This window comes from Tabrizicola flagellatus (assembly GCF_008271465.1).
Classification (GTDB): domain Bacteria; phylum Pseudomonadota; class Alphaproteobacteria; order Rhodobacterales; family Rhodobacteraceae; genus Tabrizicola; species Tabrizicola flagellata.
This window is the reverse complement of record NZ_VMDU01000004.1, coordinates 47,621-67,796: the sequence shown is the minus strand read 5'-3', so window position 1 is coordinate 67,796 and position 20,176 is coordinate 47,621. Positions and strand designations below refer to the sequence as shown.

General features: G+C 69.1%; 21 protein-coding genes. 17 read left to right on the top strand and 4 right to left on the bottom strand.

The annotated features are described in order from the left end of the window. Positions 1–131 precede the first annotated feature (131 nt). From FL625_RS07945 to tspO, 3 genes are read left to right on the top strand one after another with little or no spacing between them, the layout of a single operon-like run. Positions 132–1,712: a phytoene desaturase gene (locus FL625_RS07945; RefSeq protein WP_149588119.1), complete on the top strand. Its 1,581-nt coding sequence runs from the start codon at positions 132–134 to the stop codon at positions 1,710–1,712. Continuing rightward, positions 1,709–2,716, top strand: coding sequence for a 15-cis-phytoene synthase (gene crtB / locus FL625_RS07940; RefSeq protein WP_149588118.1), 1,008 nt, complete (start codon positions 1,709–1,711; stop codon positions 2,714–2,716). The genes FL625_RS07945 and crtB overlap by 4 nt, the downstream gene beginning before the upstream one ends. Positions 2,717–2,771: 55 nt before the next feature. Further along, positions 2,772–3,269, top strand: a complete 498-nt coding sequence (gene tspO, locus FL625_RS07935) for a tryptophan-rich sensory protein TspO (protein WP_149588117.1) — start codon at positions 2,772–2,774, stop codon at positions 3,267–3,269. Positions 3,270–3,299: 30 nt separating this feature from the next. On the opposite strand, the gene crtC is transcribed toward tspO, so the two are convergent. Next, complete coding sequence (gene crtC, locus FL625_RS07930) at positions 3,300–4,163, bottom strand: carotenoid 1,2-hydratase (RefSeq protein ID WP_290426958.1); 864 nt, start codon at positions 4,161–4,163, stop codon at positions 3,300–3,302. Then, complete coding sequence (gene crtD, locus FL625_RS07925; protein WP_149588116.1) at positions 4,130–5,695, bottom strand: 1-hydroxycarotenoid 3,4-desaturase CrtD; 1,566 nt, start codon at positions 5,693–5,695, stop codon at positions 4,130–4,132. Before crtD ends, crtC begins: the two co-directional genes overlap by 34 nt. 106 nt (positions 5,696–5,801) lie before the next feature. Here crtD and FL625_RS07920 point away from each other — a divergent pair, with 106 nt between their 5' ends. The 14 genes from FL625_RS07920 to FL625_RS07855 all read left to right on the top strand — a co-directional run bounded on the left by FL625_RS07920 (position 5,802) and on the right by FL625_RS07855 (position 18,562). Next, complete coding sequence (locus tag FL625_RS07920; protein ID WP_149588114.1) at positions 5,802–6,665, top strand: polyprenyl synthetase family protein; 864 nt, start codon at positions 5,802–5,804, stop codon at positions 6,663–6,665. After that, positions 6,662–7,774, top strand: a complete 1,113-nt coding sequence (locus FL625_RS07915) for a methyltransferase (RefSeq protein WP_149588113.1) — start codon at positions 6,662–6,664, stop codon at positions 7,772–7,774. Before FL625_RS07920 ends, FL625_RS07915 begins: the two co-directional genes overlap by 4 nt. Positions 7,775–7,903: 129 nt before the next feature. Beyond that, positions 7,904–8,839 carry a chlorophyll synthesis pathway protein BchC gene (gene bchC, locus FL625_RS07910; RefSeq protein WP_149588112.1) on the top strand — a complete coding sequence of 312 codons (936 nt, stop codon included), beginning with the start codon at positions 7,904–7,906 and terminating at the stop codon, positions 8,837–8,839. Further along, positions 8,836–9,837, top strand: a complete 1,002-nt coding sequence (locus tag FL625_RS07905; protein WP_149588111.1) for a chlorophyllide a reductase iron protein subunit X — start codon at positions 8,836–8,838, stop codon at positions 9,835–9,837. The genes bchC and FL625_RS07905 overlap by 4 nt, the downstream gene beginning before the upstream one ends. A gap of 117 nt (positions 9,838–9,954) precedes the next feature. Beyond that, on the top strand, positions 9,955–11,397 hold the full coding sequence (gene bchY, locus FL625_RS07900; protein WP_149588336.1) for a chlorophyllide a reductase subunit Y: 1,443 nt from the start codon (positions 9,955–9,957) through the stop codon (positions 11,395–11,397). Then, on the top strand, positions 11,397–12,878 hold the full coding sequence (bchZ, locus tag FL625_RS07895) for a chlorophyllide a reductase subunit Z (RefSeq protein ID WP_149588109.1): 1,482 nt from the start codon (positions 11,397–11,399) through the stop codon (positions 12,876–12,878). Before bchY ends, bchZ begins: the two co-directional genes overlap by 1 nt. Beyond that, positions 12,875–13,108: a cytochrome PufQ gene (gene pufQ, locus FL625_RS07890; protein ID WP_149588108.1), complete on the top strand. Its 234-nt coding sequence runs from the start codon at positions 12,875–12,877 to the stop codon at positions 13,106–13,108. The genes bchZ and pufQ overlap by 4 nt, the downstream gene beginning before the upstream one ends. 164 nt (positions 13,109–13,272) lie before the next feature. Continuing rightward, positions 13,273–13,422, top strand: a complete 150-nt coding sequence (pufB, locus tag FL625_RS07885; protein WP_149588107.1) for a light-harvesting antenna LH1, beta subunit — start codon at positions 13,273–13,275, stop codon at positions 13,420–13,422. 13 nt (positions 13,423–13,435) lie between these two features. Further along, positions 13,436–13,612, top strand: a complete 177-nt coding sequence (pufA, locus tag FL625_RS07880; RefSeq protein ID WP_149588106.1) for a light-harvesting antenna LH1, alpha subunit — start codon at positions 13,436–13,438, stop codon at positions 13,610–13,612. A 134-nt stretch (positions 13,613–13,746) separates the two neighbouring features. Next, positions 13,747–14,595 carry a photosynthetic reaction center subunit L gene (gene pufL, locus FL625_RS07875; protein WP_149588104.1) on the top strand — a complete coding sequence of 283 codons (849 nt, stop codon included), beginning with the start codon at positions 13,747–13,749 and terminating at the stop codon, positions 14,593–14,595. Continuing rightward, complete coding sequence (gene pufM, locus FL625_RS07870) at positions 14,588–15,511, top strand: photosynthetic reaction center subunit M (protein WP_149588103.1); 924 nt, start codon at positions 14,588–14,590, stop codon at positions 15,509–15,511. The genes pufL and pufM overlap by 8 nt, the downstream gene beginning before the upstream one ends. Before the next feature lie 9 nt (positions 15,512–15,520). Then, a complete protein-coding gene (gene pufX / locus FL625_RS07865; RefSeq protein WP_149588102.1) occupies positions 15,521–15,751 on the top strand; it encodes an RC-LH1 core complex protein PufX in 231 nt (76 codons plus the stop codon). A 175-nt stretch (positions 15,752–15,926) separates the two neighbouring features. Next, the gene (gene dxs, locus FL625_RS07860) at positions 15,927–17,867 is read left to right on the top strand and encodes a 1-deoxy-D-xylulose-5-phosphate synthase (protein WP_149588101.1); all 1,941 of its coding nucleotides are present in this window, start codon (positions 15,927–15,929) and stop codon (positions 17,865–17,867) included. Positions 17,868–17,980: 113 nt separating this feature from the next. Next, positions 17,981–18,562 (top strand): hypothetical protein, encoded by a 582-nt coding sequence (locus tag FL625_RS07855; protein WP_149588100.1) that lies wholly within the window; start codon positions 17,981–17,983, stop codon positions 18,560–18,562. 38 nt (positions 18,563–18,600) lie between these two features. On the opposite strand, the gene ribD is transcribed toward FL625_RS07855, so the two are convergent. After that, entirely contained in the window at positions 18,601–19,710 is a 1,110-nt protein-coding gene (gene ribD / locus FL625_RS07850) for a bifunctional diaminohydroxyphosphoribosylaminopyrimidine deaminase/5-amino-6-(5-phosphoribosylamino)uracil reductase RibD (protein ID WP_268815768.1), read from the bottom strand. Continuing rightward, on the bottom strand, positions 19,707–20,174 hold the full coding sequence (gene nrdR / locus FL625_RS07845) for a transcriptional regulator NrdR (protein WP_149588099.1): 468 nt from the start codon (positions 20,172–20,174) through the stop codon (positions 19,707–19,709). The genes ribD and nrdR overlap by 4 nt, the downstream gene beginning before the upstream one ends. Between the last annotated feature and the right edge of the window lie 2 nt (positions 20,175–20,176).

The window sequence follows — 20,176 nt, the reverse complement described above, 5'->3', positions numbered from 1 at the left end:
GTCGATCCCCCGGGCGCAGGTGTCAGGACAAGATTACACTTAATGCAGCCGCAGGGAAGTCAAATCGGCCTTGTTTCCTGCGGCATAAAAGCCAAGTTGTAAATCTGGATGGACAGTATAGGCTGATCCGCATGACACAGTCCTCAAGGTCCGGGCAGGTCGAGAGCCTGCCGAACGTGAAAGCCGGTCAGGGCCGGGCGGTGGTGATCGGCGCGGGGCTTGGCGGCCTTGCCTCGGCGATGCGGCTGGGGGCGAAGGGCTGGCAGGTGACGGTGGTGGACCGGCTGGACCGGCCGGGGGGGCGGGGGTCTTCCATCACCCAGGGTGGCCACCGCTTCGACCTCGGGCCGACCATCGTGACGGTGCCGCAGACGCTGCGCGAACTCTGGGCCGCCTGCGGGCGCGACTTCGACCGCGATGTGCGGCTGGTGCCGATGGACCCGTTCTACAGGATTCTGTGGCAGGACGGATCGAGTTTCACCATGCGCCCGGGCGACGAACGGATGGAGGCCGAGGTGGCGCGGCTTTCCCCCGGCGATCTGCCGGGGTTCCGGCGGTTCCTGAAGGATGCCGAGGCGCGCTACTGGTTCGGCTTCGAGGATCTGGGTCGGCGGTCGATGCACAGGTTCCTCGACCTGGTGAAGGTCCTGCCGAAATTCGCCTGGTATCGCGCGGACCGCTCGGTCTACGCCCACGCGGCGCGGCGGGTCAGGGACGAAAGGCTGCGCTTTGCCTTGTCCTTCCATCCGCTGTTCATCGGGGGCGATCCGTTCCATGTGACCAGCATGTATGCCCTTGTCAGCCATCTGGAGCGGGCCTTCGGGGTGCACTACGCGATGGGCGGCGTGCAGGCGATTGCCGAGGCCATGGCACAGGTCGTGAAGGACCAGGGCGGGGTCGTCGTGCAGGGGGTCGAGGCGGATGAGGTGCTGGTCGCCGGCGGCCGGGCGTCGGGGGTGCGGCTCGCCGACGGGCGGGTCCTGCCTGCCGAGGTTGTGGTGTCGAACGCCGATCCGGCGACGACCTACACGCGGCTTCTGCGCCGCCAGCCAGTGAAACGCTGGACCGCGCCGCGCCTGATTCGGTCGCGCTGGTCGATGAGCCTGTTCGTCTGGTATTTCGGGACCAGGGGAACCAAGGGGATGTGGCCCGAGGTCGGGCATCACTCCATCGTCGTGGGCCCGCGCTATCGCGAGCATATCCGCGACATCTTCCAGACCGGCAGGCTGGCCGAGGACATGAGCCTTTACGTCCACCGGCCCTCGGTCACCGACCCTTCGGTCGCGCCCGAGGGCGACGACACCTTCTATGTCCTGTCGCCGGTGCCGCATCTGGGGCACGTCAACGGGGTGGACTGGGCCAGGGAGGCCGAGCCCTACCGGCTGAAGATGCTGAAAGTGCTGGAGGATCGGCTGTTGCCGGGGCTGTCCGCCAGGGTCGCCGAAAGCCTCGTCTTCACGCCCGAGACCTTCCGCGACCGCTATCTGTCGCCGCACGGGGCGGGCTTCTCGCTGGAGCCGCGGATCCTGCAATCGGCCTGGTTCCGGCCGCACAATGTGTCGGAGGAACTGCCGGGGCTGTATCTCGCCGGGGCCGGAACGCATCCCGGCGCGGGCGTACCGGGGGTGATCGGGACGGCCGAGGTGCTGGCGACGCTGGTGCCGGATGCCCCGGTGCGGGCGGCGGCGCCGTTGCCGATGGCGGCGGAATGATCGCGCCGGGGGACATGGCGGCCTGCCGGGCGATGATCCGCACCGGAAGCCTGTCGTTCCATGCCGCCTCGCGTCTGCTGCCGGCACGGGTGCGGGACCCGGCGCTCGCGCTCTATGCCTTCTGCCGGGTGGCCGACGACGACGTGGACGAGGTGCAGGACAAGGCGCATGCCGTCCTTCGCCTGCGCGAGAGGCTGGACCTGATCTATGCCGGGCGGCCCGAGCCGCGCTCCTCGGACCGGGCCTTCGCGGCGGTGGTCGAGGGGTTCGACATGCCGCGCACGCTGCCGGATGCGCTTCTGGAGGGGCTGGCCTGGGATGCGATGGGGCGGCGCTATCGCACGCTTTCGGACCTGCATGCCTACAGCGCCCGGGTCGCCTCGGCGGTGGGGGTGATGATGTGCGTCCTGATGCGGGTGCGCGACCCCGATGCGCTGGCGCGGGCGGCGGACCTGGGGCTGGCGATGCAGCTGACCAACATCGCCCGCGACGTGGGCGAGGACGCCCGGGCGGGGCGGTTGTTCCTGCCTCTGGACTGGCTGGCCGAGGCCGGGATCGACGTGGATGCATTCCTGGCCGACCCCCGGCCCTCGCCGGCGCTGGCGGGGGTGGTGCGGCGGCTTCTGGCGGTGGCCGAGGATCTGTACCTCCGGGCGGGGGCGGGCGTCTCGGCGCTGCCGTCGGATTGCCGGCTGGGGATCGCGGCGGCGCGGCACATCTACGCGGCGATCGGGTCCGAGGTCGCGCGGGCCGGCCATGACAGCGTCACCCGCCGCGCGCGCACCTCGCGCGGGCAGAAGCTGGTGCTGATGGGCAAGGCCGCCGGGGCTTCCCTGCTGACCCACCTGATGCCACAGCCTGCGCAACTGCACGCCCGTCCGGTGCCCGAGGTGGCCTTCCTCGTCGAGGCGGCAGGCCAGCGCCCGGCGCGCGCGCAGCGCTCCGAGACGCTGCTCGCGATCCTTTCCCAGCTCGAGGCGCGCGACCGGCGCGGCGCGGTCTGAGGGAACCGGACCGCCTGCGCTGGCGTTTCCGGGGCGCAACCGCTAGGATCGCGCCATGGATATCTGGGTCTTCCTCGTGTTTCTTCTGGCCTGCGGGCCGGCCGCCGCAACGGGCGCGATGTTTTCGCCCGGCGCTTGGTACGAAAGCCTGAAAAAGCCCAGTTGGACCCCGCCGAACTGGCTGTTCCCCGTGGCCTGGACCACGCTTTACCTCTGCATGTCGCTGGCCGCCGAACGGGTGGCGCGGCAGGCCGGCGTCACCCCGGCGGTCGGCATGGCGCTGGCGCTTTACACCTTGCAGATGGGGCTGAACTGCCTCTGGACCCCGGTCTTCTTCGGACTGAAACGGATGCGGGCGGGGATGCTGGTGCTGGCGCTGCTGTGGGTCGCGGTCGCCGCGACGCTGGTGGCCTTCTGGCGGGTGGACTGGATCGCGGGGCTTCTGTTCCTGCCCTATATCGCCTGGGTCAGCATCGCGGCGGCGCTGAACTGGTCGGTGATGACGCTGAACCCGGACCAGGCGAAGAGGCCGGTGGCGGAGACCACCGTCTAGACCCAAGAATTTTCGCGGAAATTCTTTGGCTTACGGCCAGCGCGCGCGGCGGGGGACGCGGACGGCGAGCATCGGTTTCAGCAGCGGCTGGCGGAAGCGGACAAGGTCCAGCGCCTCGTGCATGCCGATGGTCCTTTCGCCCTCGATCTGCGTCTCCACCAGCGCGCGCGAGTAGAACGGGGCCTCCAGCAGCGACAGGTGCGGGCGCGGCGTGGTGCCGGGGTCGGCGCGGGTCTCGCGGCGGACGGCCCAGGGGTTGCGGCGGAACCGGGTGCGGGGCGGGGCCGTGGTCTCGCGGACCTGGCCGTCGGGGGTGATCTCGACCGCCAGGTCGAAATGCCCGCCGTCGCGCAAGGTCGCGTCGTAGAAGCAGAGAGCGCGGTCGCGCAGGGGATATCGGCCCCAGGTCCAGAAGCTGAAGTCCGTCTCAAGCGCGCGGGTGCCGAAATTGGCGTCGAAATAGCCGTGGCCGCGCCAGCGGTGGCCCTGGGTCAGGTCGACCTCGATGTCCGCGATGGGGGCGAAGGGGCGCCAGAGATGGGCGCCGTCGGGCGTCAGCCAGACCTCGGCCCCTGTCACCGCGCGGGGGGTCAGGGTGATGCGCCCCTTGACCGGCGTCACCATCGGCGGCGCGCCCCATTCGTTGACCTCGATCACCAGCTGGCGACCGGTCCAGGTGACGCTGGAGGGGCCGATTTCCAGCCTTTCGGGGGATTGTTTCAGGGCGGATCGCCCGCGGTCGGTCATGGTGAAGCGGCCGTTCAGGCCCGAGGTCACCACGTTGAGGCAGCAGTGGTTCTGCGGATCCCGCCGGCCCGACCACTTGTACCAGGGCGAGAAGACCGACCCGATGAAGGCGATCAGCGAGACGGCCTTTGTGCCGTCGTCCGAGATGCCGTCGACATACCACCAGGCATAGCCGTCCGGCCCGACGGGGAGGGAGAAGTCAGGTCCTGAAGCGCCTGTAAGGCGGCTTGCCGGCCGGACAAAAGCGCCATCGGCACCCCCGCCCCCGGATGCACTCCGCCCCCCGCGAGGTAGAGCCCCGGCAGGCCCGTCCGCGCCACCGGGCGCCGGAACGCCGCCAGTGCCCCCTCGGGCGAGGCGCCATATATCGCGCCGAGGGAGGCCGGGAGTCGTTGCGCCAGGTCTTTCGGTCGGGTCAGCGCCTCGGGTCCCGGCGGGGGCGAGAAGGTCAGGCCCATGCGTGCCAAGGGCGGGAAGCTGCGGTCGTGGCATGAGGGGTCCTCGTTCGGATGGTCGGGGCGGTTTGCGGGCGCGTTCAGGATGATCTGGAAACGTTCTGTGGCCGGGGTCGGGCCAAGCTCGCGGTCCTGGGCGTTGAGGTAGAGCGTGGGGCTTTGCGGCATCTCGCCCCGGCCGATGGGGCCGAATTCGGCATCCGGGTCGGCGGTGAAGAAGAGGTTGTGGTGCAGGAGGTCTGCGGCGCGCGGGCCTTCGGGCGTGGCGGCGAAGGACCAGACCCAGGCCGAGAGGCTGGGCTTGCCGGGGGGCTTCAGCGCCGATTGCGCGGCCTCGCCCAGCAGGCCATCTGTCAGGGCGCGCGGGTCGCCGTTGAAGACGACGATGTCGGCCGGGTGGTGGCCCTGGTCGGTCTCGACATGGGCGACGCGGCCCGACTGGCGGGTGATGCGGCGGGCCTGCGTGGCAAAGTGGAAGCGGACGCCCAGCCGTTCTGCCGCGCGGGCCAGCGCGGCGGCAAGGGCCTGGATGCCGTCGGTCACGGCCCAGACCCCCTGCGCCTCGGCCTGCCAGACCAGCGACAGGACGGCGGGGGTATGGGCCGGGCGGCCGCCGACATAGGTGGCATAACGGCCGAACAGCTGGCGCAGGCGGGGGTCGCGGAAGAACCGGCCGAGCCAGCGGTCGAGCGTCATGCCGGGCAGGAGCGCGGGCCAGAGGTTCGGCCGGCGCAGCGCGGTGCGGGCGATGGCGGCAAGGTCGGGCTTCGGGGCGCGCATCACGGGCGTCTCGAAGGCGTCGTAAAGCGCGCGGGCGGCGGTGTCGAACCGGGCGAAACCCTGCGCCTCGCGCGGGCCGGCGAAGGCGAGGATCGCCTCGATGTTGGCCTCGCGGTCGGGAAAGAGGTCGAGCGGGCCGGACCCCGGCCACCAGTGGCGGGCGAGGCGGGGCAGGCGGGTGATCCCGACCTCGGCCTCGGTGGTGGTGCCTGCCAGCGCGAACAGGGCATCGACCTCGGCTTTCAGCGTGAGGACGGTGGGGCCCATCGCGGCGGGCCCGGCGAGGGTCGCGCGGGAGCGGGCCTTGCCGCCGGGAGTCTCGGCGGCCTCCACGACCGTCACGCGGCAGCCCCCGGCGGCCAGCCGGATCGCGGCGGCAAGGCCCCCCATGCCCGCCCCGATCACCACCGCGCGGGGCTGTCCCTTGATGTCGGCGGCAGGCATTGCGGGGGACCTCTTGTCAGCTTCATATGACAAACTAGTGTAAATTCAAGTTTACACATGCCGGTCGCAATGCCAAACTGAATCGACAGGCCCCAGGAGTGCGCCCATGCCGTTCGCCGAACGTATCGAGAAGGCCCTGCACGACAGCCTTGCCCCCCTGAACCGCAAGGATGCCCCGCCAAGGCTGGCGGCCGCCATTCCCTACGCGGTCTTTCCCGGTGGGGCGCGGATCCGGCCGACGATCCTTCTGGCGGTGGCCACGGCCTGCGGCGACGACCGGCCCGAGATCGCCACGGCGGCGGCGGTGGCGCTGGAGCTGATCCATTGCGCAAGTCTCGTGCATGACGACCTGCCGGCCTTCGACGATGCCGACCTCCGGCGCGGCAAGCCCACGCTGCACCGGGCCTTCAGCGAACCCCTGGCGGTGCTGGCCGGCGACAGCCTGATTGTCCTTGCCTTCGAGGTGCTTGCGCGGGCCGGCCACGCGGCGCCCGACCGGGCCCTGGCGCTGACCGGGGCCCTCGCGCGGCACACCGGCGCGCCCTTCGGCATCTGCGCGGGGCAGGGCTGGGAAAGCGAGCCGAAGGTGGACCTTCTGGCCTATCACCGGGCCAAGACGGCGGCCCTCTTCGTCGCGGCGACCCAGATGGGCGCCATCGCGGCGGGGCAGGAGGCCGAACCCTGGGCCGAACTGGGTGACCGCATCGGCGCGGCCTTCCAGGTGGCGGACGACCTGAAGGACGCGCTGCTGACCAGCGACCAGACCGGCAAGCCGGCGGGGCAGGATGCGGCGCATCTGCGGCCCAATGCCGTGGCCCAGATGGGGGTCGAGGGGGCGGTGGCGCATATGAAGGACATCCTCGCGGGAGCCATCGCCTCGATCCCCTCCTGCCCGGGCGAGGCGATGCTGGCGGGTCTGGTCACGGCCTACGCCCGCAAGATGACCGTCCTGCCCGAGACCGCCAGATGAACGCCGAGCCGCGCCCGCCGCCCGCGCGGCCCGGGGCGCTGGGGCTCCTCACGCGCCTTGCGCTGTCGCCGCGCTTTCACCGCCTGGCCGCGCGGATTCCGGGATTGCGCTGGAAGGCAAGGCGCGAGGGGGCGGAGCTGTTTTCCATCCTGTCGGGCTTTGTCCAGTCGCAGGCCCTGGTCGCGCTGGTCGAGGGGCGGGTGCTGCATGTCCTGGCTTCCGGCCCGATGACGACAGAGGACCTGTCGCGCCGCTGCGCCATCCCGCCCGCGCCGCTTGTGGTGCTGTTGCGCGCGGGCGCGGCGCTGAAGCTCCTGGCCGGCGACCGCAAGGGGCGCTGGCATCTGGCCCCGCGCGGGGCGGCCTTCCTGACCGTGCCGGGGCTGGAGCCGATGGTGCGGCACCACCATGTGCTTTACCGCGATCTGACGGATCCGCTGGCGTTCTTCCGGGGTCAGACGGAAACCGAGCTGGCCGGGTTCTGGCCCTATGTCTTCGGCACGCTGGCGCAAGAGGATGTGGGGCTCGCCGCGCGCTATTCCCGCCTGATGGCCGAAAGCCAGGTGCTGGTAGCCGAGGACACGCTGCGGCTGGTGGACCTGTCGCAGCGCAAGCATCTCCTCGACGTGGGCGGCGGCACCGGGGCCTTCCTGGCCGAGGTCGGCCGCGCGCATCCGGGGCTGACGCTGTCGCTCTTCGACATGCCCGCGGTGCTGGCCGGGGTGCCCGCCGCCCTGCGCAGCCGGCTGCGGCTCCATCCCGGCAGCTTCCGCAGCGATCCCCTGCCGGTGGGCGCCGACACGATCAGCCTGGTCCGGGTGCTGTACGACCATGACGACGCGACCGTGGCGGCGCTCCTCGCCAAGGTCCACGCCGCCCTGCCGCCTGGTGGCATGATCCTGATGTCGGAACCCATGTCGGGCGGCGACCGTCCCGATCCCGCGACGGACGTCTATTTCGCCATCTACACCCTGGCCATGCGGACCGGCCGCACCCGGTCTGCCGCCGAGATCGCGGGCCTTCTTGGTGCAACCGGTTTCACCGAAATTCGGCCGAGACCGGGCGACAGGCCCTATGTGACCTCGGTCCTGACCGCGATCCGGGGATAGCAAACGCGGTTTATTTGCCTTCGATCCCCCCGAATGCCGAAAAAGTGTCCAATTAATTTGACATCCTAAACTGTCAGTCTAGACTTACACCTAGTGCGGAGTCCGCATGATTCAGGAAGGCTGCAAGTCGTGGACACCAATGCCGTCATCCTCTCTGGCCCCAAGTCCCTGGAACTGGGCACGGTCGGGTTGAAGGCTCCGGTCGCGGGGGACGTTGTCGTCCGCGTGCGGCACTCGGGAATCTCGACCGGCACGGAAAAGCTGTTCTGGCTGGGCACGATGCCGCCCTTCCCGGGCATGGGCTATCCGCTGGTGCCCGGCTATGAAGCCTTCGGCGAGGTGGTGGAGACCTGCGGCGAGACCGGCCTTGCGGTCGGCGATGCGGTCTTCGTGCCGGGCGCCAACTGCTATGAGGGCGGGGTGCGGGGCTTGTTCGGCGGGGCTGCGGGCCTCTTGGTGACGCCCGCCGCGCGGGTTGCCAGACTGGACGGCGGCCATGGCGCCGAGGGCGCGCTCTTGGCGCTGGCCGCAACGGCCCATCACGCGCTGGCCGGCGGGGCGCTGCCCGACCTCATCATCGGACACGGGACGCTGGGCCGGCTTCTGGCCCGCATCGCGCTGACCATGGGTGCCACCCCGACCGTCTGGGAAATCGACCCGACCCGACGCCTGGGTGCCGACGGCTATCAGGTCATCGCGCCCGAGGACGATCCGCGCCGCGACTACCGGGTGATCTTCGACGCCTCGGGGGCCTCGGGCCTGCTGGACCAGCTGGTCCCGCGTCTGGCCAGGGGTGGCGAGGTCGTGCTGTGCGGCTTCTACACCGAGGCCATCAGCTTCGCCTTCCCGCCCGCCTTCATGAAGGAGCTGCGGCTGCGCATCGCCTCGGAATGGCAGCCGGCCGACCTCGACGCCACCCGGCGCCTTCTGGACGAGGGGCGCCTGTCGCTTGCCGGCCTCATCACCCACCGCGCGGCTGCGGCGGATGCCGGGGCGGCTTACGAGACCGCCTTCACCGACCCCGCCTGCCTGAAGATGATCCTGGATTGGAGTGCCTCTGCATGACCGAAGTTCCCAATCTGAAGGATTTCGACGCCCGCCTGCGCGACGAGGCATCCGAGGAGCCTTCGCTGGAGATCCCCCAGGATCCGCCGTCGAAGAAGGCCCAGATCATCGCGATCTACGGCAAGGGCGGGATCGGCAAGTCGTTCACGCTGGCGAACCTGAGCCACATGATGGCCGAGATGGGCAAGCGCGTGCTGCTGATCGGCTGCGACCCGAAGTCGGATACCACCAGCCTGCTGTTCGGCGGCAAGGCCTGTCCGACGATCATCGAGACCTCGACCCGCAAGAAGCTGGCTGGCGAAGAGGTGAAGATCGGCGACGTCTGCTTCAAACGCGGCGGCGTCTTCGCGATGGAGCTGGGCGGGCCCGAGGTCGGCCGCGGCTGCGGCGGGCGCGGGATCATCCACGGCTTCGAGCTGCTGGAGAAGCTGGGGTTCCACGACTGGGACTTCGACTATGTGCTCCTGGACTTCCTCGGCGACGTGGTCTGCGGCGGCTTCGGCCTGCCCATCGCGCGGGACATGGCGCAGAAAGTGATCGTGGTCGGCTCGAACGACCTGCAATCGCTGTATGTGGCGAACAACGTCTGCTCGGCGGTCGAATATTTCCGCAAGCTTGGCGGCAATGTCGGCGTCGCGGGGCTGGTCATCAACAAGGATGACGGGACCGGCGAGGCCGCGGCCTTCGCCAGGGCGGTGAACATCCCGGTGCTGGCCAGCATCCCGGCGGACGAGGATCTGCGCCGGAAATCCGCGAATTATCAGATCGTTGGCACCAATGCGACGCAATGGGGCCCGCTGTTCGAAACCCTTGCCGCCGCCGTGGCCGAGGCCCCGCCGCTGCGCCCGAAGCCGCTGACGCAGGATGCGCTCCTCGGCCTTTTCGATGCCGAGACGACGGGCAAGGACTTCGTGCTGGAGCCCGCCTCGGACGCCGACATGCGCGGGTCCTTCGCCGCCGTGAAACCCAGCCTGGAAGTGGTCTACGACAATGTTTGACCTCGACGCCCTTGCCATCATCGAACAGGCGCTGAAGGCGCGGGAGGGTCGCAAGTGACCGACCTCTCCGCCACCCCTCCGGTTGACGGACTGGGTTGCCACGCCGGCGCGGGGCAGATGGCGGAAGCCGCGCGCGCGGCGGGCAACTCCGAGGTGCTGGACCGTTACGCGGCCGACTATCCGCAGGGCCCGCATGACAAGCCGCAGTCGATGTGCCCGGCCTTCGGCTCGCTTCGCGTGGGCCTTCGGATGCGGCGCGTGGCGACGGTGCTGTCGGGATCGGCCTGCTGCGTCTATGGCCTGTCGTTCGTCAGCCATTTCTACGGCGCGCGCAGGTCGGTGGGCTATGTGCCCTTCAACTCCGAGACGCTGGTCACGGGCAAGCTCTTCGAGGACATCCGCGACGCGGTGCATGAACTCGCCGACCCCGACCGCTATGACGCGGTGGTGGTGACGAACCTTTGCGTGCCCACCGCATCGGGCGTGCCGCTGCGGCTGTTGCCGAACGAAATCAACGGCGTGCGGATCATCGGCATCGACGTGCCGGGCTTCGGGGTGCCGACCCATGCCGAGGCCAAGGACGTGCTGGCGGGCGCGATGCTGGCCTATGCGCGGTCCGAGATCGAGGCGGGGCCGGTGGCGGCCCCCGCTGCGGGTCGCTCCGACCGTCCGACGGTCACGCTTCTGGGCGAGATGTTCCCCGCCGACCCCATGATGATCGGCGCGATGCTGGCGCCCATGGGCCTTGCCGCCGGGCCGGTGGTGCCCTGCCGCGAATGGCGCGAGCTTTATGCGGCGCTGGATTCGGGCGTCGTGGCGGCGATCCACCCGTTCTACACGGCGGCGATCCGCGAGTTCCAGGCGGCGGGGCGGACCATCGTCGGCTCGGCCCCCGTGGGGCATGACGGCACGATGGACTGGCTGGCGGCGATCGGGGCGGCCTGCGACGTGGCGCCCGAGCGGATCGCGGCGGCGCAGAATGCCTTTGGTGGGGCGATCAAGGGCGCCCTGGCGGCCAATCCGATCAGGGGCCGGATCACGCTGTCGGGCTACGAGGGCAGCGAGCTGCTGGTCGCGCGCCTGCTGATCGAAAGCGGGGCCGAGGTGCCGTATGTCGGCACGGCCTGCGCGCGGAACGAATGGTCCCAGGCGGATCGCGACTGGCTGGAGGCCAGGGGCTGCGTGGTGAAATACCGCGCGAACCTCGAGGACGACCTGGCCGCGATGGAGGCATTCAAGCCGGACCTGGCGGTCGGGACGACTCCGGTCGTGCAGAAGGCCAAGGAGCGGGCGATCCCGTCCCTTTACTTCACCAACCTGATCTCGGCGCGGCCCCTGATGGGACCGGCGGGGGCAGGGTCGCTGGCGCAGGTCGTCAACGCCGCGATGGCCAACAGGACCCGGATGGAGGGCATGAAGGCCTTCTTCGAAGGGGTCGGCTCGGGCGATGCCGCCGGCATCTGGGAAGGTGCGCCGAACCTGCGCCCCGATTTCCGGGCGATCCACCAGAAGAAACTCGACAAGGCGGCCAAGGCTGCCAAAGCCGAGGAGATGATCTGATGCTGGTGCAGGATCATGACCGGGCGGGTGGCTACTGGGGGGCGATCTATGCCTTCTGCGCCGTCAAGGGGTTGCAGGTGGTGATCGACGGCCCGGTGGGCTGCGAGAACCTGCCCGTGACCTCGGTCCTGCACTACACCGATGCGCTGCCGCCGCATGAACTGCCCATCGTGGTGACGGGCCTCGGCGAGGAGGAACTCGGCCGCGACGGCACCGAAGGGGCGATGAAACGGGCGTGGAAGACGCTCGACCCCGCGCTGCCGGCGGTCGTCGTGACCGGCAGCATCGCCGAGATGATCGGCGGCGGGGTCACGCCGCAGGGCACCAACATCCAGCGTTTCCTGCCGCGCACCATCGACGAGGACCAGTGGCAGGCCGCCGACCGGGCGATGACCTGGATCTTCACCGAATTCGGCATGACCAAGGGCCGGATGCCGCCCGAGACCCCGCGTCCCGATGGATCGAAGCCGCGCGTCAACATCCTGGGCCCGATGTATGGCACCTTCAACATGGCCTCGGACCTGCACGAGATCCGCCGTCTGGTCGAAGGCATCGGGGCCGAGGTGAACATGGTGATGCCCCTGGGCGCGCACCTGGCCGAGATGCGCAACCTGGTGAATGCCGACGCCAACATCGTGATGTACCGCGAATTCGGCCGGGGACTCGCCGAATGTCTGGGCAAGCCCTACCTGCAAGCGCCGATCGGGCTCGAGTCGACCACGCTGTTCCTGCGGACGCTGGGCGAGATGCTGGGACTGGACCCCGAACCCTTCATCGCGCAGGAGAAGCATTCGACGCTGAAGCCGCTCTGGGACCTCTGGCGGTCGGTGACGCAGGATTTCTTCGCCACCGCCAGCTTCGCCATCGTCGCGAACGAGACCTACACCCGTGGCATCCGCAAGTATCTCGAGGAAGACCTCGGCCTGCCATGCGCCTTCGCGGTGCCCAGACTCGCGGGGCAGAAGACCAACAACGAGGGCGTCCGCGCGCTGATGAAGCAGCACCGGCCGCTGATCGTGCTGGGGTCGATCAACGAGAAGATGTACCTGGCCGAGCTGAAGGGCGGGCACGGCCCCGCGCCCAGCTTCATCCCGGCCAGCTTCCCCGGCGCCGCGATCCGCCGCGCCACGGGAACGCCGTTCATGGGCTACGCCGGCGCGGTCTACCTCTTGCAGGAGGTCTGCAACGGGCTGTTCGACGCGCTGTTCCACATCCTGCCGCTCGGGTCGGAGATGGACAGCGCCGCCGCGACGCCCACGACGCTGCGCCGCGACATGCCCTGGGACACCGACGCGCAACTCGCGCTGGACCGCATCCTGCAACAGCACCCGGTGCTGACCCGCATTTCCGCCGCCCGCACGCTGCGGGATGCGGCCGAGAAAGCCGCGCTCGACCACGGGGCCGAGCGGGTCGTCCTGGAATTCGTCGAACCCCTGGCGGGGGGAAGTGCCGCCGGGGTCGAAAGGGGAGAGAGAGCATGAGCGACCAGAGCTACATTTCTCACGTGCAGCCCAAGGCGGCGCATCACAGGCGCACGCCGAAGGCGGAATACGCGACCTATTTCGCGCTGATCCTGATCCTGGCGCTGCCGGTACAGTGCCTGGCCTGGCTCGGCTCGGCGCTCCGCCACATGCGACTTCCGGCTGTTGGTCCGCTCGCCCGCGCGCTGCGCGACGCCGAGGAGATCACGCCCTCGATCTTCCGCCCCTGAACGGGCGGAGCAGAAGACCCGACGCGGTGCGCCCGCCCGTCCGGTGAAGCCTTCGGGGAGGGCGGGGAAACCCGGCCTTTCCGGAACCTACGGAGCAGCACTCCGCTGCCCCGTGTACCCAGCCGCAGGGGATGCGGCGTCAGTCTGCCAATCCGGAGGATAGAATGGCTGATAAATCCGACCTGAGTTTCACAGGTCTCACCGACGAGCAGGCGCAAGAACTGCACTCCGTCTACATGAGCGGGCTCTGGCTTTTCGTGGCCATCGCCGTCGTCGCTCACCTGGCGGTGTACATCTGGCGCCCGTGGTTCTGAGGAGGAACGATAAATGTCCAAATTCTACAAGATCTGGCTCATCTTCGATCCTCGTCGCGTCTTCGTGGCACAGGGCGTGTTCCTGTTCCTCCTGGCGGCCATGATCCACCTCGTGCTGCTCAGCACCCCGGCCTACAACTGGTTCGACATCGCCGCTGCCAAGCACGGCTATGTCACCGCCGGCCAGTAGGTCCAACTGACCGTTGCGGGCGGCGGGCCTCGCCGTCTGCCGCCCGCGACAACCTGACGTCAGACACACATCCGGCAAGCCCGACCGCCCGCGCCCGACGGCGGCTGTGACCGGAGAGAAACGGAGAGGGAAGCATGGCACTGCTCAGCTTCGAACGAAAATACCGCGTGCCGGGGGGCACGCTGATCGGGGGCAACCTGTTCGACTTCTGGGTCGGCCCCTTCTACGTCGGGTTCTTCGGGGTCCTGACCTTCTTCTTCGCGGTCCTCGGCACGATCCTGATCTTCTACGGGGCCGTGCTGCAAGGGACCTGGAACCCCTGGCTGATCTCGATCAACCCGCCTCCGGTGGAGATGGGTCTCGCCATGGCGCCCCTGCGCGAAGGCGGGCTCTGGCAGATCATCACCATCTGCGCGATCGGCGCCTTCGTGACCTGGGCGCTGCGCGAGGTGGAGATCTGCCGCAAGCTGGGGATGGGCTACCATGTGCCCGTGGCCTTCGGCTTCGCGATCCTGGCCTATGTCACCCTGGTGGTGATCCGGCCGGTGCTGATGGGGGCCTGGGGATATGCCTTCCCCTACGGGATCTGGACGCACCTCGACTGGGTGTCCAATACCGGCTACACCTACGGCAACTTCCACTACAACCCGGCGCACATGATCGCGGTGAGCTTCTTCTTCACCACGGCGCTGGCGCTTGCGCTCCACGGCGCGCTGATTCTGTCGGCCGCCAACCCCGAGAAGGGCAAGGAGATGCGCACTCCCGACCACGAGGACACCTATTTCCGCGACCTCATCGGCTATTCGGTCGGCACGCTGGGGATCCACCGCCTGGGCCTTCTTCTGGCGCTGAACGCGGGTTTCTGGTCGGCGGTCTGCATCGTGATCTCGGGCACCATCTGGTTCGACCAGTGGGTCGTCTGGTGGGACTGGTGGCTTGAACTGCCCTGGTGGGCCGACATTCCGGGAGGCGTAAATGGCTGAGTATCAGAACATCTTCACCCAGGTTCAGGTGCGCGGTGCTCCCGAAATGGGGATGACCGAGGATGTCGAACTGTCGAACCGGACCAGGGGCGCCAGCTTCTCGACGCTGGCCGGCTGGTTCGGCAACGCCCAGCTCGGGCCGGTCTATCTCGGCACGATGGGGGTGATCTCGCTGGCCTCGGGCCTGACCTGGTTCGTCATGGTGGGCCTGTGGTTCTGGTATCAGGCGGGCTTCAACCCGGCGGTCTTCCTGCGCGACCTGTTCTGGTTCAGCCTGGAACCCCCGGCCGAGGAATACGGCCTGGGCTTCGCGCCGCTCAAGGAAGGCGGCTGGTGGCTGATCGCCAGCTTCTTCCTGCTGATCTCGGTCTGTTCCTGGTGGGTCCGGACCTGGCTCAGGGCGCAGGCGCTGGGCATGGGCAAGCATGTCAGCTGGGCCTTCGCGAGCGCCATCTGGCTGTTCCTGGTGCTGGGCCTCATCCGGCCGATCCTGATGGGGTCCTGGAGCCACGCCGTGCCCTACGGCATCTTCAGCCACCTCGACTGGACCAACAACTTCTCGCTGCAATACGGCAACCTGTTCTACAACCCCTTCCACGCGCTGAGCATCGCCTTCCTCTACGGGTCGGCGCTCCTCTTCGCGATGCACGGGGCGACCATCCTGGCCGTTTCCCGCTTTGGCGGCGACCGGGAGCTTGAGCAGATCGTCGATCGCGGCACCGCCTCCGAGCGGGCGGCCCTCTTCTGGCGCTGGACCATGGGGTTCAACGCGACCATGGAAGGGATCCACCGCTGGGCCTGGTGGTTCGCGGTGCTGGTCACGCTGACCGGCGGCATCGGCATCCTGCTCACGGGCACGGTCGTCGACAACTGGTACGTCTGGGCACAGGAGCACGGCTACGCGCCGGTGCAATAGGAGGGCACGATGCCGAACGACTATTTCAGCGAGAGCAAGCAGACGAGCCTGGTGTACTGGAGCCTCGGCCACATGCTGAAGGGCGCGCTCTATGCCGCGGCCTTCCTTCTGGCCATCGGGCTCTTCCTCTGGGCGATCTACCTGATCGGGCTGTTGCTGCCCGAGGAAAGCCGGCAGACGCCTTCGCCCTATGGTGCGCTCGAGGCGCCCCTGACGGTCGAGGCGCGCGCCGTGACCTGAGCTTCATCCGGGCCGTGCGGCGCTGATCCGCGCGGCCCGGATGGCCATGATCCGGCTCTCCCACGGGCCGGATGCGGGACCTTCGGGCCCCGGTTCCCTTCCTGTCGGACGACAGGCACTTGTGCCGTGTGGCCAACCCCCACACGGCACCTTTTGCCCCGGAAAGGAGGCCGCCATGACCGCGCCCGGTTCCATCGCCGCCCTGTCCCCCAAACCCATGCTCGACCGCGTGGCCAGCCCCGCCGACCTGCGCGCGCTGCCCGACCGCGACCTGCCGCAACTGGCCGACGAATTGCGGCGCGAGGTGATCGAGGTGGTCAGCCAGACCGGAGGGCATCTCGGATCCTCGCTGGGGGTGGTCGAACTGACCGTCGCCCTGCACGCGGTCTTCGACACGCCCCGCGACAAGCTGATCTGGGACGTGGGTCACCAGTGCTATCCGCACAAGATCCTCACCGGCCGCCGCGACCGGATGCTGACCCTGCGCCAGGCGGGGGGCCTCAGCGGCTTCACCAAGCGCAGCGAAAGCGAATACGACCCCTTCGGGGCGGCCCATTCCTCGACCTCGATCTCGGCCGCGCTTGGCTTTGCCATGGCGCGCGAGATGGGGCAGGCGGTGGGCGACACCGTGGCCGTCATCGGCGACGGGGCGATCACCGCCGGCATGGCCTACGAGGCGATGAACCACGCCGGCCATCTCGGCAAGCGACTGTTCGTGATCCTGAACGACAACGACATGTCCATCGCCCCGCCCGTGGGCGCGATGCAGACCTACCTGAACTCCATCGCCAGCAAGGGGCCGCTCGCCACGCTCAAGGCCATCGCCGAGGGGCTGGAGGACCACCTGCCCGCCCCCCTGCGCGAAGGCGCCCGCCGTGCGCGCGAGATGGTCGGCGACCGTCCGACCGGCGTGACACTGTTCGAGAAGCTGGGCTTTTCCTACTTCGGCCCGGTGAACGGCCACGACATCCCGATGCTCCTGCACGCGCTGCGCTCGATGCGCGAGCGGGCCGAGGGGCCGGTGCTTCTGCATGTGGTGACGAAGAAGGGCTGCGGCTATCCCCCGGCCGAAGGCGCGGACGACAAGTATCACGGGGTGGGCAAGTTCGACATCGCCACCGGCAGGCAGCACAAGACGCCCGCCAATGCGCCGAACTACACCGCCGTCTTCGGCCAGACCCTGACCGAGGAGGCCGCGCGCGATCCGCGCATCGTCGCGATCACGGCGGCCATGCCGGGGGGCACGGGCCTCGACGTGATGCAGAAGCGGTTCCCGGCGCGGGTGTTCGACGTGGGCATCGCCGAACAGCATGGCGTCACCTTCGCGGCGGGGCTGGCGGCGGGGGGGATGAAGCCCTTCTGCGCGATCTATTCCAGCTTCCTGCAACGCGGCTACGACCAGATCGTGCATGACGTGGCACTGCAGAACCTGCCCGTCCGCTTCATGATCGACCGCGCGGGGCTGGTCGGACAGGACGGCGCCACCCATGCCGGCGCCTTCGACACCATGTTCCTCGCGAACCTGCCCAACATGACGGTGATGGCCGCCGGCGACGAGGCCGAGCTGGTCCACATGATCGCCACCGCCGCGGCCCATGACGACGGCCCCATCTCTCTGCGCTATCCGCGCGGCGAAGGCGTCGGCGTGCCGATGCCCGACCGGGGCGAGCCGCTTGCCATCGGCAAGGGCCGCATCCTGCGCGAAGGCAGCGATGTGGCGCTCGTCTCCTTCGGGGCGCATCTGTCCGAGGCGCTGGCCGCGGCCACGATCCTCGAGGCCGAGGGCATCTCCGCCACCGTCGCCGATGCCCGCTTTGCCAAACCGCTGGATCAGGGGCTGATCGACCAGTTGCACCGCCACCACCGCGCGCTGGTGACGCTGGAGCAGGGCTCGACCGGGGGCTTCGGGGCGCTGGTGCTGCACCATCTCGCGGCCAGCGGCGCGCTCGACCGGCGCGGGGTAGTCCGCACCATGACGCTGCCCGACCGCTTCATCGACCAGGCCAGCCCGGCGCAGATGTATGCCTGGGCCGGACTTGCCGCCTCCGACATCGCCGCGACGGTCCGCGCCGTGGTTCTACCCGCAAGATCAATGGGGGTTGTCAATCTGCGTTGACATGGCCGCCACGAAGCCCGCAGAATCCTGTGGGAAGTGTAAACTTCGGACGCGATTTCCTGCAGAACTGTGCTAAGGTCCTTCCGCTGACGACGCTTGGGAGGGCGAGAGCAGTGAAGTTCCTGCAGGTCTACGCGGTCGTAGACAGCGAATATCGCGTCCTCTGGGTTGGCGGCGAGTGGGATGAGTTCGCGCTCAACGGCGGGGCGCAGTCGGCCACCTCGAACGCGGTGCTCTCGACCTCGATCATGGCACATATCGCCGGTGCAGAGACCCGCGCCGAAACCGCGAAGATGATCGACGCCGTGTTGCAGCACAAGCGCACGCTGCGGCTGGAATACCGCTGCGATTCCCCCAGCATGGCGCGGAAATTCCTGATGACCATCCAGCCGATGAAGGACGACCGCGCGCTGATGGTCCATGACCTGAAGGATGCCTGGCATTTCTCGCCGCCGCTGAACCGCTGGCACTACGACCCCTCGGCCAGGGACGTGAAATGTTCGTTCTGCGGCAATGTCCGGCTGCATGGCGAAGCGCAGTGGACATCCTGCGACGACATCGGCGAGCGGCATCCGACGCATGTCACCTATGACATCTGCCAGAGCTGCATCGAGGCGATCGACCGTGCCGTCGAGGAGGTCCGCTCGGGCGTCCACACCGACGCGCCGGTGGACGACGACCACCTGCGGTCCTGACGCGGGCCTGTCCGGTCCGGCCCCTGCGGCCACTGGCGTCACCTCGCGGCCGGCATCCGCCAAAGCGCGAAGAGATCCGGCCCAAGCCGTTCCGTCTCGACGAGGGTCGGCCGTGGGGCCTCGGCCAGGCGGCCCAGGCCGAGCGACCCAAGGGCGGGATGCCCGTCGGCACCGATCAGCGCCGCGCCCGAGAAAAGAGCCAGGTCGTCCACGAGGCCCGCGCCGACCAGGGCTGCCGCCAGCGTGCCGCCGCCCTCGCTCAGGACCCGCGTCAGGCCCCGTGCGGCCAGCGCCCCCAGTGCGGCCGGCAGGTCGAGACGGCCTCCGGTCTCGGTCCCCTCGATCAGCTCGGCCCCCATGGCCAGCCAGGCCTGCCGGGCGGGCTCGGGCGCGGAGGGTCCGTGCAGCAGCCATACCGGATGCGTCCGGGCGCTGCGGCCCAGCCGGCTGTCCGGCGCGTGTCGCAGCATCCGGTCCAGCACCACGCGCACCGGCTGATGCGCTGCCCCCAGGTCGCGCACGGTCAAATCCGGGTCGTCGGCAACGGCGGTGCCGGAGCCGACCATCACCGCATCATGCGCCAGCCGCAGGGCATGCACCTTGCGCCGTGCCTCCGGTCCGGTGATCCAGCGGCTTTCGCCCGAGGCGGTGGCGATCCGGCCATCCAGCGTCGCGGCAAGCTTCAGAGTGAGGAAAGGCAGGCCGCGCGTCACCCGCTTCAGGAAACCCGCGTTCAGCCGGGCGGCCTGGTCGGACAGCACGCCTTCCGTGACCTCGATCCCTGCCGCGCGCAGCATCGCATGCCCCTTGCCCGAGACGCGCGGATCGGGGTCGGTCAGGGCGGTGACGACCCGTGCCACACCGGCGGCGATCAGCGCCTCGGCGCAAGGAGGGGTCTTGCCGTGATGGGCGCAGGGCTCCAGCGTGACGAAGGCCGTGGCGCCGCGTGCAAGGGGGCCGGCCTGTGCCAGCGCCCGCACCTCGGCATGGGGCCGCCCGCCCGGCTGGGTCCAGCCGCGTCCGACGACCATCCCGTCGCGGACCAGCACGCAGCCCACCGCCGGGTTCGGCCAGACATTGCCAAGGCCCCGCGCCGCCAGGCGCAGGGCATGGGCCATATGGGCCCGGTCTTGGGCGGGATCGCTCACTCTTCCCCGGCGGCTCCGGGCCGAAGCTCGCTGACGAAGCCGTCGAAATCGTCGGCCGTCTGGAAGTTCTTGTAGACGCTGGCAAATCGCACATAGGCGACCGTGTCGATCCGTGCCAGGCTTTCCATCACGATCTCGCCGATGGTCTTTGAGGGGATGTCGGTGTCACCCAGGCTTTCCAGCCGCCGCACGATGCCCGAGATCATCTGGTCGATGCGTTCGGGGTCGATCGGCCGCTTCTGCATCGCGATGCGGATCGAGCGTTCCAGTTTCGAACGGTCGAAGTCCTCGCGCTTGCCGCTGGACTTGATGACGACAAGATCGCGCAGCTGGACGCGCTCGTAGGTGGTGAAGCGGCCGCCACAAGCCGGACAGAACCGGCGGCGGCGGATCGAGACGTGATCCTCGGCCGGACGCGAGTCCTTCACTTGCGTGTCGATGTTGCCGCAGAACGGGCAGCGCATCG